Annotated in this window: 13 protein-coding genes; 5 read left to right on the top strand and 8 right to left on the bottom strand. The window is 59.8% G+C overall.

What is annotated here, in order from left to right:
- Positions 1–30 precede the first annotated feature (30 nt).
- Both ACE2AA_RS04305 and ACE2AA_RS04300 read left to right on the top strand, forming a co-directional pair.
- Positions 31–1,140: an ABC transporter ATP-binding protein gene (locus ACE2AA_RS04305; protein WP_395371369.1), complete on the top strand. Its 1,110-nt coding sequence runs from the start codon at positions 31–33 to the stop codon at positions 1,138–1,140.
- A gap of 31 nt (positions 1,141–1,171) precedes the next feature.
- A complete protein-coding gene (locus tag ACE2AA_RS04300) occupies positions 1,172–1,945 on the top strand; it encodes an SDR family NAD(P)-dependent oxidoreductase (RefSeq protein WP_141259964.1) in 774 nt (257 codons plus the stop codon).
- Between the two features lie 146 nt (positions 1,946–2,091).
- Here the strand turns inward: ACE2AA_RS04300 and ACE2AA_RS04295 are convergent, their stop codons facing one another.
- Together ACE2AA_RS04295 and ACE2AA_RS04290 are read right to left on the bottom strand one after the other, a co-directional pair.
- Entirely contained in the window at positions 2,092–3,162 is a 1,071-nt protein-coding gene (locus tag ACE2AA_RS04295) for a DUF3445 domain-containing protein (RefSeq protein WP_141299219.1), read from the bottom strand.
- A 29-nt stretch (positions 3,163–3,191) separates the two neighbouring features.
- Positions 3,192–3,605: a flavin reductase family protein gene (locus tag ACE2AA_RS04290; protein WP_395371368.1), complete on the bottom strand. Its 414-nt coding sequence runs from the start codon at positions 3,603–3,605 to the stop codon at positions 3,192–3,194.
- Positions 3,606–3,713: 108 nt separating this feature from the next.
- Here ACE2AA_RS04290 and ACE2AA_RS04285 point away from each other — a divergent pair, with 108 nt between their 5' ends.
- Together ACE2AA_RS04285 and ACE2AA_RS04280 are read left to right on the top strand one after the other, a co-directional pair.
- Positions 3,714–4,496 (top strand): NAD(P)/FAD-dependent oxidoreductase, encoded by a 783-nt coding sequence (locus ACE2AA_RS04285; protein WP_395371366.1) that lies wholly within the window; start codon positions 3,714–3,716, stop codon positions 4,494–4,496.
- A 321-nt stretch (positions 4,497–4,817) separates the two neighbouring features.
- A complete protein-coding gene (locus ACE2AA_RS04280; protein ID WP_395371364.1) occupies positions 4,818–6,305 on the top strand; it encodes an FAD-dependent monooxygenase in 1,488 nt (495 codons plus the stop codon).
- A gap of 124 nt (positions 6,306–6,429) precedes the next feature.
- Here the strand turns inward: ACE2AA_RS04280 and ACE2AA_RS04275 are convergent.
- The 5 genes from ACE2AA_RS04275 to ACE2AA_RS04255 form a co-directional block, all read right to left on the bottom strand.
- Positions 6,430–7,181 (bottom strand): IS5 family transposase gene (locus ACE2AA_RS04275; RefSeq protein WP_395372124.1). Its coding sequence is split into 2 segments (ribosomal slippage): positions 6,430–6,851 and positions 6,851–7,181, totalling 753 coding nucleotides; the frame shifts between segments, so codons are not numbered across the junction.
- Between the two features lie 123 nt (positions 7,182–7,304).
- Complete coding sequence (locus ACE2AA_RS04270) at positions 7,305–8,156, bottom strand: SDR family oxidoreductase (protein WP_395371362.1); 852 nt, start codon at positions 8,154–8,156, stop codon at positions 7,305–7,307.
- A 180-nt stretch (positions 8,157–8,336) separates the two neighbouring features.
- A complete protein-coding gene (locus ACE2AA_RS04265; RefSeq protein WP_395371360.1) occupies positions 8,337–10,847 on the bottom strand; it encodes a TonB-dependent siderophore receptor in 2,511 nt (836 codons plus the stop codon).
- A gap of 144 nt (positions 10,848–10,991) precedes the next feature.
- The gene (locus tag ACE2AA_RS04260) at positions 10,992–11,996 is read right to left on the bottom strand and encodes a FecR family protein (protein ID WP_395371358.1); all 1,005 of its coding nucleotides are present in this window, start codon (positions 11,994–11,996) and stop codon (positions 10,992–10,994) included.
- A gap of 100 nt (positions 11,997–12,096) precedes the next feature.
- Positions 12,097–12,606, bottom strand: coding sequence for a sigma-70 family RNA polymerase sigma factor (locus ACE2AA_RS04255; protein ID WP_141259988.1), 510 nt, complete (start codon positions 12,604–12,606; stop codon positions 12,097–12,099).
- A 206-nt stretch (positions 12,607–12,812) separates the two neighbouring features.
- On the opposite strand from ACE2AA_RS04255, the gene ACE2AA_RS04250 reads away from it, so the two are divergent.
- A complete protein-coding gene (locus ACE2AA_RS04250) occupies positions 12,813–14,006 on the top strand; it encodes a PepSY-associated TM helix domain-containing protein (RefSeq protein WP_395371356.1) in 1,194 nt (397 codons plus the stop codon).
- Here ACE2AA_RS04250 and ACE2AA_RS04245 read toward each other — a convergent pair.
- Complete coding sequence (locus ACE2AA_RS04245; protein ID WP_141259990.1) at positions 14,001–16,226, bottom strand: EAL domain-containing protein; 2,226 nt, start codon at positions 16,224–16,226, stop codon at positions 14,001–14,003. The two genes, ACE2AA_RS04250 and ACE2AA_RS04245, sit on opposite strands and share 6 nt — an antisense overlap.
- Positions 16,227–16,268 lie beyond the last annotated feature (42 nt).

Below are 16,268 nucleotides of genomic sequence, written 5' to 3'. Positions count from 1 at the left end.
CAGCCCGCGCGGCAGCAACAGGAACATACCATGGCGACAGTAGAACTGCGTAATCTGCGCAAGACCTATCTGCATGAGGAAATCATCAAGGGTGTATCGCTTGTCATTGCCGAGCGGGAATTCATCGTCTTTGTCGGCCCTTCAGGGTGCGGCAAGTCCACCCTGCTGCGCATGATCGCGGGATTGGAGGATATCAGTGCTGGCGACCTGCTGATTGACGGGCAACGGGTGAACGACACCGAACCCGCACGACGCGGCCTGGCAATGGTCTTTCAGTCCTATGCGCTATATCCGCACATGAATGTCTACCGCAACATGGAGTTTTCGCTGCGGCTTGCCGGCATGCCCGAAGCCGAGCGGCGGCAGCGTATCGGTGATGTGGTGCGCATTCTGCAGCTTGATCCCTATCTTGATCACAAGCCGGGCCAGCTTTCGGGTGGGCAGCGGCAGCGTGTTGCGATCGGACGCGCGATCGTGCGCAATCCCAGGGTCTTCCTGTTCGATGAACCGCTGTCCAATCTCGACGCCGCACTGCGTGGGCAGATGCGCGTGGAACTGGCCAGCCTGCACCGGCGGTTGGGCGCGACCACAATCTATGTAACCCATGACCAGGTGGAGGCCATGACCATGGCCGACAGGATCGTGGTCCTTAACAAAGGTGTCGTGGAGCAGATCGGCACCCCGCTGGAACTCTATCACCGGCCGCGCAACCTGTTTGTCGCACGTTTCATGGGGTCCCCTCCCATGAACCTGCTGCCCGTTACCATCAACGCCCAAACACCTGAAGGGAGTGTGCAGGTACGGACGGAAACGCTCAGCGTGTCCATCCCCACGCAACAGACGGGGCTGGAAGCAGGTGCACCTGCTACGCTGGGCATTCGACCCGAACATATCCGCATTGACCCGCAAGGCGCAGTACAGGGCGTGATCGAGATCAGCGAGCGGCTGGGGGCTGTCACGCTCCTGCATGTGCGCCTGCCTGACGGACAGATGATTGTCGTGCAGACGGGCGGAGACAATGCAGACCATGCCGATACCCCCATACGCATGACGTTTGAGGAAGAACACTGCCATCTGTTTGACGCAGACGGTATGGCGCTGGCCCTCAGTACGGACCATCCGCTGCTTGCGGGTGCATGAAAAACGACTTTCCTGTTCAGGATATAGACATATGTATACGGAAAAACTCCGTCTTGACGGACGTGTCGCGGTTGTCACCGGCGGCGCGCAGAATATTGGTCTGGCCTGTGTTACGGCGCTGGCGGAATTCGGTGCCCGCGTCGTCATTGCCGATCGTGATACGGAACTTGCGGCACACGCCGTGGCCGAACTGGCAGCGCAGGGGCTGAATGTATCGGCCATGGCGCTTGACGTAACCGATACGGGACAGGTGGATGCCTGCGCTGCACGCATCGGGACCGAGGAAGGCCGTGTTGATATACTGGTCTGCAGTGCCGGGATCTGCATTTCCGAAGTCCGGGCCGAAGACATGACGGATGCGCAGTGGCTGAAACAGGTCGATATCAACCTCAACGGCATTTTCCGCTGTTGTCGGGCATTTGGTCGCATCATGCTGGAACAGGGTCACGGCACGATCGTGAATATCGGATCCATGTCGGGCCAGATCGTCAACCGCCCGCAGGAACAGGCGGCCTATAACGCATCAAAGGCAGGCGTGCATCAGTATACACGTTCGCTTGCAGCAGAATGGGCCATGCGCGGGATACGGGTAAACGCGGTGGCCCCCACCTATATCGAGACGACCCTGACCCGATTTGGCATGGAAAATCCGCGCCTGTATGCCGCATGGCTGGATGGCACGCCCATGCACCGCGTGGGCCAGCCAGACGAGGTCGCTTCGGTCGTGCAGTTTCTGGCATCGGACGCCGCCAGCCTGATGACCGGGGCCATTGTCAATGTCGATGCCGGGTTTACTATATGGTAAATTACCAGAGGCATCTTTGGATGATGTCTTGCCCGTATGTATGCAGCCCGGTGAGAGCACGTCCAGAAACATATGGCAGGCATAAGGTCATAGCCAATGGTCGGCTCAATCCCTCATGAGAAATAATGCCTGTTATCAATAAGAAATTACATATGAACAATAATATCCTGATCCGGGCTTATGCCTTTTGATGTCAGTTCATTATTATCAAACTGAGACAGGTAATGAACGGCATGAGCGCGGTACAGGTCCAGCCCTTTATAAGCTGACAGGGCTGGATCAAGGTCGCGCAGGACACGATGCAGGCGAATGCGCCATTTGTGTACTAACGCAATATCACGTAACGGCAGAAGATAACAGCGGACCGCGAATAGAATGGCATTGGAACGTGGCAGGCGAAATAATGTCTGCAATTCCACCCGTAAATGTACCAGATCTTTGGCATTGTCGTCAGTGACGACTGTTCGATCCCTGCCCCAGATGGTGAAATTTTCCGGGGATGTATCAAGGCGTGGGTTGATTGTCATGGTCCAGTTCAGGCGACGGACCGGCATACCATGCTGCAACATCAATAAAAATCGTAGTCCTCGGTCAAATATGCCCATTTCTCCTGCTTTGGGTACGGGGGCATGCCATTGCTTGAATGACATGCCCAGATCAAATTTCAGGGACCAGTCCGCCTGGGATGTGACCATTCCGCCATCCATCCACAGGTCATTGTCCCTCTGGTCCTGCAGGGTGAAATCTCCCTGCATCTGTCGGGCCATGAATTCAAACGGTGCATAGGGTAGTGTGCCCGCATCCCCAAAAACAAAATGCTGGTCGATATTCAGGGGCCGGTTGATCCAGTGCCATCGCATGCCATCACGCGAAAGGTGAAACAGGTCGGGATAGTCTTCCGACAGGCTGTTCATTGCCAGTTCAATGAAATCCCACTCTGCTTCTTGCATGTGGGGCAGTACGATGCATCGTTTGGGGTCTTCGGACAGGATACGTGCCTTTTCCTGACACTCCACGACATAATGTTCATCCACGTCAAAGGTCCGACGTAGTGAATCAACCTCCCCCGCCTTTACATGCGGCTCGATATTCATGGAATACATGTAGGTATCTTCGGGAAACGGGAACGGAAAGCGCAGGATCGCAGCATCGCTATTTTCCAGAAGATAGGGCGCACGGTAACTGCCTGCCGACCTGAACGTGGTGTCGATGCTCATGCTTTTTTACTCGCTATTCAATCCGTTCTTTACAGATCAAGTGTCAGTGTCGGGGACATGGATCTTGAAACGCAGGTCAGTATGACGTTACCACCATCACGTTCATCTGCGGTCAGGACATGATCCCTGTGGTCCGGCCTGCCATCAATCACCGCCACGCGACACATGCCACATGCTCCTCCCCTGCACAGGCATGGAGCGGCAATGCCTGCGTTCTCCAATGCTTCAAGCAGCGTTTCATCCGTTCCGACCGTAATGGTTTTTCCGCTGCGCGCCAGTCTGACCTCAAACACGCGACCACCTGCGGGTGAGACAAAGCGTTCAGAATGAACTTTTGCCGTAACGTATCCAGCCTCGGCCGCAGTCTGGCGGACCCATTCCATAAAACTGTCCGGCCCGCAGACATACAGGTGGGACGTAATCGGCTCCCGTTCCAGCAGCATGCTTAATGATGAAACCGCGTTCTGCCGTCCTTCATTTACCCTTATCCTTGATTGATCGTAGGGTGACAATATTGCCTTGAACGCGCTGGTTTCCTCTGGTCGTGTATAATGATGCAGGGCGTAATCCATGCCGCTTTTCTGGAATATGTGACGGCTGCCCTGCACCAGCCCCGCGGGGGCATGGCCCCCCACCATAGCGTGATGAAGGGATATCTGCATGCGTGCGGGGAAAAAGGCATTGAGGTGCGCTATCGGACCGCCATAACGGGGTTTGACATGCATGATCACAGCGTGCGTGGGGTGTATGTCAATGACCACCTGATCCGTTGCGATACGGTCGTTATCGCGGCGGGTCCCCAGTCGCCCGAACTGGCCCGGTACGCACAGGCCGAAATTGATGGCTACATGATGCCCATCGAGGCGATGGCGCTGGAACCCATGCGGCCGCTTATCGGCCCGGCGCTGGCGCTGATCGACAGTCTGGCCTATTTCCACCAGACAGCACGTGGCGAAGTGGTGGGGGGAACGGAAGTGCCCGAAACACCACAGACAAACCTGCGCGCCGATGTGCCGGCCATGGCGGCCATGGCCCGTGTCTATACTCGTCTGTTTCCCCAGCTTGCGGATATACGGATCCTGCGGCAATGGGCCGGGCTGTTACATATCTCATCCGATCTTGCCCCCCTGCTGGGGCAGCATCCACGGGTCCGGGACCTGTGGTTCAGCGCAGGCTGGTCCTATGGCTTTGCTGGCGCCCCGGGGGCCGGACTGCTTATGGCGAAAGCCATTGCGAAGGGACAGGTGGACGAAATCCTGCGGCCATTCGCGCTGGATCGGTTCGAGAAGGGCAATCCCATACAAGAAGCGGGCGTGGTGATGATAAAAAACTGACAGCAGGCATGGCCATGTCTGGATTATCCCCTGTGTTCCGGTATCTTCCCGCAATGGCGTTTCGCCCTGAGCGGTGGCTGCCAGATGCCAGGCAGCCGCTTCCCGCAGAAACCTCCGTAGGCAGGGGCAAAAGCCGGGCATGGGCCGGGTGACGGGTGTGCCCATGGCGTTTTCCACGACATGGGAACGGCTTGGTCATGCCCGGTGCCAGCTTGCCGACCCTTCCCCGCGCGATATTCAGGTCGTCCGGCAACCATTGACGCATCGCGCGGTTGGGTGTGCGTGTGTCGGGATAGGCACTTTCCCCTGCGGACGGAACCCATGTCGAAGCCTGTTCTTGTCGTTGGTGCCGGGCCGGTCGGCCTGACCATGGCTGCCGAGCTTGCACGGTACCACATACCCGTCAGGCTGATCGACAGTACGGCCGCGCGCACCGACCAATCCAGAGCCCTTGCCATCTGGCCACGAACCCTTGAACTGCTGGATGCCGCAGGCTGTGCCGATGCGTTCGCGGCAGGCGGGCTGCATGCACAGGCCGTTGGCATCCGTTCCGGTCATGACGTGCTGGCCCGTATTACATTTGGAGATATTACGTCGCCATTCCGGTATCTGCTGATGATCCCGCAACCGGAAACCGAACGGCTGCTGGAGGCGCATTTCCAGACCCTTGGCGGCATAGTCGAGCGCAATACGGAACTGACGGATTTTGTTGATACCGGGAATGGGGTATCCTGCACCGTCAGGCTGGCTGATGGTAAAAGCACGCGCATGGAGGCTGGCTGGCTGATCGGTTGTGATGGCGCCCATTCCCTTGTCCGCCGCAGGCTCGGGCTGGTATTTGGCGGGGATACGCTGGCAACGGGCTTTATCATTGCTGACGTGCATGTTGTGGGTCTTGCCATGGCCCCGGATGAACTGGCGATCTTCTGGCATCCTGACGGGGCCGTCATGTTCTTCCCGATAATTCCCGGTCGCTACCGCATCATTGCCGATATCGGCACGGTTCCCGCGCATGCACCGGATCTGGCGGCGGTGCAGGCGATTGTGGACCAGCGCGGGCCGGGTGGCGTTATCCTGTCTGATCCGGTGTGGCTGTCGGATTTCAGGGTCAATGAACGCAGGGTGCGCGAGTACCGTGCGGGCCGGGTATTCGTGGCGGGTGATGCGGCCCATGTCCACAGTCCCGCTGGCGGCCAGGGCATGAATACGGGCATGCAGGATGCCTTCAACCTTGCATGGAAGCTGGCGCTTGTTGAACGGCAGGCGGCCAGCCCGGACCTGCTGGACAGCTACAGTATTGAACGCAGCGCGGTTGCGCGGCAGGTCCTGTCTGATTCGGGGCGCATGACACGGATTGTCCTGCTAAAAAATCCCGTGGCCCGTCTGCTGCGTGGATTGGTCGTGCGGGGAATGTTCCGCATCCCGGTGGTCCGCCACGCCATCGCCAGCCGGTTTTCTGGGGTGACGACCCGTTATGATGATACGCCCCTCAACGGGGGTTCTGCGTGGGGGCTGCGTGGTCCACGGCCAGGGCAGCGGTTTGTCACCGATTGCATCATCGGCGCAGGCGATATGCCCCGTTTTACGCTGGCCGCGCTGGATGATGCCGAAGCCCGCGCCATGATTGCACGTCATGCCCGCGTGCTGGGCCCAGAAATCTGTCATCCACCGGATGAAAACGGCATCTGGCTGGTGCGGCCTGATGGTTACGTCGCGGCCACCGCGCGTCGGGGGGACTGGCTGGCGATTGATGCCGTACTGGCCGCCTTGACCCTGCCCTGTCCCGACAGGATACGTGCCTGCCGGTAGTACTACAGCCTATCGGCTGGATATCCATCCAGATAAGAGGGTGTCTGTGGTGCTATCCTGTCTGTAAAATGTTCTGGAATAACGAAAAATTTTTGATGAAGCTTTTTCCAGGGCTTGTTGGGAATTATCTTGAATTGATGATTGCGCCAACGAGATAGATCATGGCTTCGAATGATCTGTCTGTTTTTTCGCTGCGCATGGCGATGCGCTTGAACTCCTTGAGCTTGCAGAAGAAGTTCTCAATGAGATGGCGTGCTTTGAACAGGGCCCCATCGAACGGGCGTCTGTCGAGGCGGTTTTTGCGCTGGGGAATGACCACACAGCCCCCTTGCGCGTGTAGGGCGTCCACGATCCAGTGGACGTCAAACGCTTTGTCAGCGAGAATCCCCTTGAAATCCGCCGGTTCGAGAAGGGGGGCAACCCCGACCGTGTCGTAATGCTGGCCAGGGATAAGCGTGAAGCGGACCAGATTGCCCAGGGCGTCGGTCATGGCGATGATCTTGGTCGACCACCCCGTCACACTGCGTCCTATCGCCTGATTCCGGGTCCCCCTTTTGCGCCCTGGCCGTGGCGATGAACCCGAATGACCGTACCGTCAATCATCGCGTATTCCATATCGGCATCGTCAGAGACAGCGTCAAAAAGCCGTTTGAAAACAACGGCTTTCATCCAGTCACTGTAGCGCGAGTAAACCGAGTTCCAATGTCCGAAATACGTCGGCAGATCCCGCCACGGACTGCCGGTCCGCGCTATCCATAAGACCGCTTCGATAAAGAGGCGGTTATCCTTCCCGCTGCGACCTCGATCCATTTTCTTGCCAAGGCACAGCGGTTCCATTTTCGCCCATTGGGCATCCGTCAGTATGAAGCGATCCATATGGTCTTTGAAACACATCATGGCCCTTTAGAAAACTCAATTCCCAACAGCCCCCAGAAAGATTCAGGAGATACCGCCTTTTAAAAAAGACGGCACCCGAAAAACCTTTATTGTCGCGCCCCGTTATTTATCCACCGGTGTCCCTGGCCGCATTTCATAGGTGGTTTCAACCAGCGGGAACCGTTTGCCCAGATTCTCGCTGGATTTCCGGGTCCATGCGGCGTCCATTTCCTTGCGCTGCATTTCGATGTTCTGTTTGGGTTCAACGTTGCGGTAGGTGTCAATCGTGCCTTCGATTACGCCTATCGTGGTATCGACAACCGGCTTGATGTCAAACTGTTTGTAGGGATAGGCAATGTGTTCATAATCGAACAGGTTGTCCGACTGGCTTTTTCCCCAGCTTTTCCATGAATCGAAGATACGGTCATTGAAACCCGTCAGGAACGGGCCGGGATTGACCGTCGCCACAGCGACACCGAATTCCTGCAGTTCCTTGCCCAGTGCTTCGGCAATCGCCTCGATGGCATGTTTCGATGCGGAATAGGCCCCGGTAAACGGGTCCGAGGTCAGCCCCGCGCATGACGACATGAAAACGATCTTCCCTGCCCTGCGTGTCGCCATGCGTTTTGCAATACCCTGCGTCAGAAGCACCGGGCCGACCACGTTGACCTCGAACTGCCTGCGCAGGTGTTCTTCGGGTATGTCGACCATGGACCCGCCTTCCCCGATGCCTGCGTTATTGAGGATTACGTCAACATCCAGCATGCTGAACCGGGCGCGGTCTGCGGCACTGGTTACATCCAGCTTTTCAACCTGCAATGCCACGCCGCGCTGTTCGGCCTCATGTTCCAGCTGAAAGATCTGGGACGGGATTTCAACACCCGCGATAACTGTCCACTGCCGCGCGGCCAGCCGTAAGGCGATTTCCCTGCCGAATCCCGTTCCAGCGCCGGTAACAAGGATGGTCCTGCTCATGGTATCTTTTCCGTTTCATGCATGGGATTGTCGTGCCGCGCCGCGCGGGGTGCGCGGTGGCCTGTGCATGACGGTTAATGATCCAGTGCGCGGATAGTTTGATAAAAAGCGGGGCACCGGGCCGCCGTCACGGCTCCGGTCCCCTGCCGTTATGGCCATTGTCTGGCCGCAATCCGCGCCTTACCAGCTATAGGTCACTTTCCCGATCACATTGCGGTTTGCGCCGATATAGCAGCCGGTATCGGCACCCGCGCAGCCGGGATAGTACCGCTGGTTCAGCAGGTTCTGCGCCGTGACCTGAAACAGCATGCCCTTCATCCGTGGCGCCACGGCGTCCAGCGCATACTGGGCCTGCGCATCGACCAGCACATAGCTGGGTGTGACATATTCCAGCGTGTTGTCCACCAGCGTATTGCCGTTGTACCGCACGCCCGCGCCGAACCCCAGCCCACGCAGCGGACCGTTGCGCAGGTCATAATGCCCCCAGACCGAGAACGTCTGCTTGGGCACCGCGATCGGGCGTTCCCCCGTCAGGTCGCCACTGCCGCGCGTATAGGCCACGTCCTGATAGGTATAGGCCGCGATGATGTTCAGGTTGCGTGTCAGGTCGACATGGGCTTCCAGTTCGATCCCGCGCGAACGGATGCCCCCGGTCTGGGTATAGAAATCGATATGGACCGGGTCGGTGACCAGCACGTTGCTCTGCTTGAGGTCATACAGCGCCAGCGTGAAAAAACCGTTGAAACCGTGCGGCTGGTATTTCAGCCCCACCTCGAACTGCCGCCCCCGGGTCGGCTTGAACGGCGTGCCGTTGAACGACAGGTTGTTCGCGGGCTGGAAGGATTCCGCGTAATGGAAATAGGGTGAAAGCCCGATGGGGAAGGCATACAGGATGCCGCCGCGCCACGTCGTGGCCTGATCCGCCTGGTTGAAGCTGCCGCCACCATCGGTCTGGTCACGGGTATCGATGGTGGACCAGTCGTGGCGCACGCCGCCCTGCACATGCAGCCTGCCCCATGTCATCTGGTCCTCGCCATATATGCCTTCCTGATTGGTGGTGATGCTCTGGGCTTCATACAGGTCCAGCTTGCCAATGCTCTGCCCGTAGGTGGGGGAAAAGACATCCAGCGAAGGGGCATCGCCGTAATACAGGTTGGCGGAATCACGGATGTTCTGCCAGTTGCCGCCAACGATCACGTTGTGCCTGACCGGGCCAGTGCGGAAATGGCCCAGAATCTGTTCTTCCACCGTGATCGTGTCGAAATGCTCCTCCGACCCGTAGGCCGCACGTTCCAGCGTGCGGTTGTCATCATCCAGCATCCCGCCAGAAGATACCTGCTGGAAAAACGCCCCCACATTCGCGTAACGGGCAAACGACTTGAAGGTCCAGTTGGGGGCGATGCGGTAGCTCAGGTGGTAATTGACCGCCGTCTGGGTGCGCTTGTAGGTCTCGAAATTCGGATCGCCGGGATAGAAATGGTCCGAAATCTTGCCGTTCGGGTTGGGCAGGATGGTGCCCTGCAGGGGGGCGGTGTCAAAATTGCCCCCACGCGGGTCACGCTGCCAGAAGGCGGACAGCGTCATGGTCAGCCGGTCATTGGGCGTCCATGACAGGGATGGCAGGACGCCAAAACGTTCGTTGCGGGTGTGTTCGTCCTGCGTGCCGGACGTGGTGGCGGTTGCGGCCACGCGGTACAGCCACTTGCCATCGCGGTCGATCCGCCCGCCGAAATCGGCGGTGCCGCGCACGTAGCCATATGTTCCCCCTTCGACCGAGACGGAGTGGACGGGTGCTGCCGTCGGCTGTTTCGTGGTCAGTACGATCGCCCCGCCGGGATTGGACTGGCCATACAGGACCGATGGCGGGCCCTTGAGGATATCGATGCGGTCCAGCAGGTAGGGGTCGATCTGCTGTGTGGCGTAATAGGCGCCGTTGAACAGGCGCAGGTTGTCAACAAATTCATCCGCGCCCGCGGCCCCCTGAAAGCCACGGATTTCGACCATGTCGAACCGCGTGGTGTAGCCCGAAGCCACATCGCCCGACACACCGGCATTATACCGCAGGGCTTCGGTAATGGTGCGGGCGTTCTGCTGGTCCAGCTGCGCGCGGGTTACGATGGATATGGATTCCGGGGTTTCTATCAGGGGCGTATCAGTCTTGGTGGCGGCACTGGACGCCTTGGGCACCAGCCCTGCGCGGCCAGAGGTGGCGTAAACCGCGATCTGCTCCTCCCGCGCTGCCCTGTGGCCTGCGTTTTCCTGCTGTCCTTCCACCCGCACCGGATCAAGCGAAATGGGGGTGGCGGTGCGGATCAGGGCGATGGAATGCGCGCCAGTCCTGCGATAGGTGACGCCCGTGCCGGACAGCAGGCTGGACAACGCCTGTTCCGCGGTCATCTGGCCGGTAGCCGCTCCTGATCGCGCGCCTGCAACCGTGGCGCTGTCAAATGCGATCTGCATGCCCGTCCGCGCACCAAAGGCTGACAGCGCATGGGACAGGGGCTGGGAAGGGATGTCAAAGTGCTCCGTGGGCGCCGACGTGGTGGCGAGGTTTTCCCCGACCGGTGCGGCAGCGGCCGGATGCCCGGCCGCTGCCCACGCAACGAACATCAGGGCGGAGTAGCCGCCCAGCAGAGTATTGCGGGACTGCCGGATGCCCCTGTGGCGGCACGGCGGAAAAACACACGGCATGGTCTGGTCTCACGGGCGGACGGTTGGCAAAAGATGCAAACGAATTGCATTCGCGTATCTTCATGTCCGTTGAGACGAATTTTTTTTAACGGGGGGCGAACTTTTTTTTGCAAAAAAATGATCAGGCCGCCCATGCCGGGGTGATCAGGGCGTTTTCGGGGCGGCTTCAGCCAGCACGAACCCCGCAGGCAGCGACACCAGCCTGCCCCCATGCAGTGCGCACAGGGCTTCCAGTGCTTCCTTCGGGTGATGCAGGTCATAGATCCCGCCCACCGGCGTGATATCGCGTTCAAGTCCGCGGGTTACGATAATGCCGGGATAGTAGCGTCCCAGCATCTCCACTGCTTCGGACAGGGGGACGCCGTTCAGCACCATCTGGCCCGACCGCCATGCGCCGACATCCTCCGGGTCAACCGCGCTTCGCTGCGCCTGCCCGGTGGTGGAATTTAACGTCCATTGCTGCCCCGCCGTCAGGTGCAGCGCGGGGGTCGACGGGCGCGCCACACTCACGATCCCTTCGCGTACCGCGACAGTCACATGGGGACCGGTGATCCGGATATCGAAGGCGGTGCCGATATCGCGGGCGGTCACGTTGTCGGCCGTCACGGAAAACCCGCGCTGGCTGTCATGCACGACGTTGAAAAACGCCTCGCCCGCCAGCAGCGTCACCCCCCTTTCCTGCCGCGCATAATGCAGGGCGATGGCGGAGTGCCCGGCCAGCGTCACGCTGGACCCGTCGGGCAGGCTGACCGAGCGGGTCTCGCCTGTTTTCGTGTAATAATCAGCCTGCAGACGGACCATCAGATCGGGTGTGGCGAACGCCCCCACACAGGCCGCGGCCGCCACCATGGCGCAGACCGCCACCCGCCGGGGCCATCGCCGCGTGGCGGCGATGCGTGGCCTGCCTGTGGACGATGTTGCCGGGATGGCGGGGCGGACATGGTGGGTGGCATTGTCTGCCAGTGCGCCGGTTGCGGCCCATACGCGTTCCATCCTGCGCCACGCCCGGTCATTTCGTGCATCCTGTGCGCGCCATGCCGCGAATTCCGTCTGTAGCGCCCTGTCATGCGGTGCGTCATTCAGGCGGATTTTCCATGCGGCGGCTTCCGCCATGGCCGTATCCGCGCCCTGCGTCGGTCGTGCGCTCATCGGGTTCCATTTCCTTTCGTTCTGCGCCGGAGGCGCTGAACGTGCCCTGCTGAACAGGGACGCGGCAGGGACCTGTTTTTCAACGGCTGGGGAAAAATCTTTACGGCTCCATATCCGGCAGGGCCGTGGCGCAGGCGACCAGCGCATTCTGGATCATCTTGTGAACGCGGGTGGTGGAAACGCCCAGAACGGTTGCGATTTCGTGCAGTGTATACCCACTGACGCGATACATCTCAAACGCGCGACGGGTACGTGGCGGCAGGTTGTCCAGCACGCCCGCCACCGTGTGCAGGTCCTGACGGTGCCCGAACTGTGCTTCGGGCGAGACGGACCCCGCCCCCGTATCGGCCAGCAGTGAATGGTCGATCTGGGTCGGCACCTGCCTGCGCGCGGCGCGCAGGTGATCCAGAGCCAGATGCCGTACGATGGTGGTCAGGTAGGCCATGGGGTTGAAGACAGTCCCCCGCCGCCGGGCGCTGGCCACCTGAACGAAGGCGTCCTGGACAATATCTTCCGCCTGTGCCCTGCACCCGACCATGGATGTGGCAAGCGAGATGAAGCGCGGTCGGTTTTCCAGATAGGCTTCCAGAAGGTGATCGGTCGACGCCACGGCCTTAAGGTTCCTTGACACAGCATACGCCAGCGCCCCCGTGGCGGGGGTACGTGGTTTCCTGTAGACCGATTTAAGAATGATTATCAATAAAAGAACCGCGCCGTGATGTTTCGATACGTAACATGGAATTGCAGGATATATATGCGAACGCGTCTTATTTTCTCCTATTGCCCGTTGGCAACCGGCGTGCCAAGCCGGGGCACATGGCTGTTCCGACCCTGAAAACCCTGCGCCCGGTCCTTGTGTGCCTGCATCGGTATGTGGGGCTGCTGCTGTCCGGTGTGCTGTTCATCGCGGGGTTGAGCGGCAGTATCAGCGTGTTCCGGGGGGAAATTGACGCGGCCCTCAACCCCGACCTGTTCCGCGCGACCACAACTGACCGGCCCCTGCCGCTTTCCGCCGTCCTGTCGCGCGTGCAGGCGCAGCGGCCTGCGGCGCGGGTGACCGCCGTGCTGTATCGTCCCCCGGCGGGACGCGCGGTCGAGGTCTATGCGGCCGAGGCGGCGCCGGGAGCTGCGGAACCGGTTGAAAACCAGATGTTCCTTGATCCCGCTACAGGGCGGATACAGGGCATGCGCCCGTCGGAGGGATGTTGCATCAACCGCCGTGCGCTCATGTCCTTTATCTACCGCATCCACTATTCCCTTGATCTGGGCCGGATCGGCCTGTGGATCATGGGGCTGTCGGCTGTCTTGTGGTCGATTGACTGCGTGGTGGGCCTGATCCTGACATTTCCGCTGCACCAGCCTGTCTGGCGGGCCGGCTTCTGGCGGCGATGGGGTAAAACGTGGACCATTTCCCCTGCCCGTTCATCCATACGCATCGTGTTCGACCTGCACCGCGCCGTCTCGCTATGGCTGTGGGTCGTGCTGCTGGGCATTGCCATAAGTGGGGTAGCGCTGGCGCTGGAAGATCAGGTGTTCAACCCCGTGGTGCGGGCCATCCTGCCAGTGGCCCCGCCGGTGACGGATGGGCCGTCCCCGCCCCGTCCGGTCACGGTTGCGCAGGCCGAACGTCTGGCGGCGGATTTTGTACACGCCCATGGCCGGGCTGAAAAACCGGCCGCCGTGCTGCTGGATCCCGATGGGGGGACTGCCCTGTTCTATCTGTTCAGCAATGATGGGACGGAGCCTGCGGGCCTTGGTAGCCCGATGGTGACCATCGACCTCGCAACCGGGCAGGTCACTGATGGCACTATCCCCGGTCAGGGCAGGCTGGGCAATCTGGTGATGCAGGTGCAGCCGCAATGGCATAGTGGTGAAATTGCCGGGCTGGCCGGTCGTATCGTCATCTGCCTGTCAGGCATTGTGGTCTGCATGCTGACGGTGACGGGTGTCATGATCTGGTGGCGCAAGCGGCGCGCGCACGGTGCGCGCCCCGCCCGCGGGCAGTCATGATTTTTTGCCTTCGTCGGTTTTCCTGACCATCGCGGGCATAAGCAGGCGGGGCTGGCGCGCCCATGCCGCAAGGTCGGTGGCCGACATGGGACGGGCGAACAGGTAGCCCTGCAGCACATCGCAATGCAGGCTTTCCAGCAGGTCGTACTGGGCTTCCGTTTCCACCCCTTCGGTCACGACCGTCATGCCCAGCCGGTTGCCAATGCCAATCACGGCGGTGGTGACGGCCTGCGCATTCGGGTCGGTTTCAAGGTTCATGATGAAGCTGCGGTCGATCTTGATTTCCGTCAGCGGCAGGCGTGTCAGCCGTGACAGGCTGGAAAAGCCGGTGCCAAAGTCGTCCATGGACAGGCCGACCCCCAGTTTGCGAATGGAGGACAGCACGTTCATCGTCTCCTCGCTTTCCTCCATCATCACGCTTTCGGTTATTTCCACCGTCAGGCGTTCAGGCGCCAGCCCGTATTTTTCCAGCAGTCCCGCGATCATCGGCACAAGGCCACGGTTGTGGAAATGGGCTGCCGACAGGTTGACCGACACGACGGGTATATGCACGCCCTCGCGTTCCCACAGGGTAAGCTGGCGGCAGGCTTCTTCCAGTGACCAGCGGCCGATCGCCTCGATCTGTCCCGTTTCCTCCGCCACGGCAATGAAGCGGGAAGGAAAGATGTTGCCAAGGGTGGGATGGTTCCACCGCGCCAGCGCTTCCACGCCATAGATCTCACCCGTGCGGGCCTCGACCTGTGGCTGGTAATGCAGGTTGAGCAGGCCCTTGGACAGGGAATCACGCAGCGCGCTGCCCAGTACCAGCCGGTCCTGCGCATCCTTGCTGTCAATCGTGTTGACCAGGCGGTAGCCGCCGCGCGCTTCCTTCTTGGCCTGCCGCATGGCCACTTCGGCATGGCTGATAAGGGACTCCCCATCCGGCCCGTTTTCGGGGAAGGTCGCGATGCCGGTGCTGAAGGACGCGGAAATCTGGTTTCCCGCCACATCCAGCGGGCGTTCCATGGCCTTGATGATGGTCTTGGTAAAATCGACCGCCATGTCCGGTGTCGCGTTGGGTATGACGATGACAAAATCATCCCCGCCTGCGCGTGAGAGGACGTAATTGCTGCGACACAGCGTTTTCAGCCGTTCGGCAATGACCTTCAGGAACGTATCCCCCTGCACATGGCCCAGCGCGTCATTGATGTCACGGAAGCGGTCAAGGTCCAGCAGCAGTACGGCGAAGCGGTTGTCGCCCGGCTGGCTTATCATGGACTTCAGCACCTTGTGCAGCGACGTGCGGTTGAGGAAGCCGGTCAGCGGGTCATAATTCGCCAGCTGGGAGATATGCTGCCGTGCCTCATACTGCTCGATCACGACGCCGCAGAACGGCACGGCCCCCGACACGATACGTTTGGGCCATTCCGCGACCTTGTGCTGGTTGCGCGAATACAGCGCCAGGATACCGGCGATTTTTCCGTTGGACGCCTTGATGGCCGAAGCCCAGCAGTCATGCAGCCCAAGCGAGATACCGACCGAGCGATAGCTTTCCCACACCACGGAACTGGCTTCATCCAGGTCATTGGCCAGCGCCGCGATATCGGCTTCCGTCAGCGTCATGTGTTCCAGCGCCGTGGCGAAACGGCGCGGCAGGCCCGACCCGGACAGGATCTGCAGGGTATTGTCCGCGGTCAGCAGCATCAGCACGGCGACGGAATTGGGCACGAAATCCTCCACGCCCTGACACACCAGGTCGGCCACATCCTGGATCATCATGTCGCCCGACAGGGAACGGAAGACCGTATTCTGCAGGTCCAGCAGTTTCTTGCGGTGGCTTTCTTCGGTCACACCCTTCATGAAAGCCATGTAATACCGTTTCTTGTCCGCACCGATCAGCGCGGTGGAAATTGACATCTCGGCCGAGACGTAGTCCCCGTTCTTGCTTTCAAACGTGATCTCGCGCGATGTGCCGACAATGCGGTTCATGCCCGTTTCACGGTTATGCGCGATGAAGCCGTCGTGTCTGTCGCGGTATTCCATGGGCACAAGGCATTTGACATTGCGCCCCATGACTTCAGCCGCAGTATAGTCCCACAGTTTTTCCGCTGCCTGGTTGAAAAAGACGATGCAGTTCCTGTCATCAATGATAATGACGCCATCACGCGCCTGCTGCAGCATGTCCATGCAGATATCGGAATTGACGTTTTCGTCCGTCACCGGAAAAACTTCCTTGCCCATATTTTCTTCCCTTTTTATTTTAAATCTGTATAATGTGGTGAT

The sequence above is a fragment of the Komagataeibacter diospyri genome, from assembly GCF_043995075.1.
Lineage (GTDB): Bacteria > Pseudomonadota > Alphaproteobacteria > Acetobacterales > Acetobacteraceae > Komagataeibacter > Komagataeibacter diospyri.
This window is presented reverse-complemented; position numbering and strand designations above follow the sequence as displayed.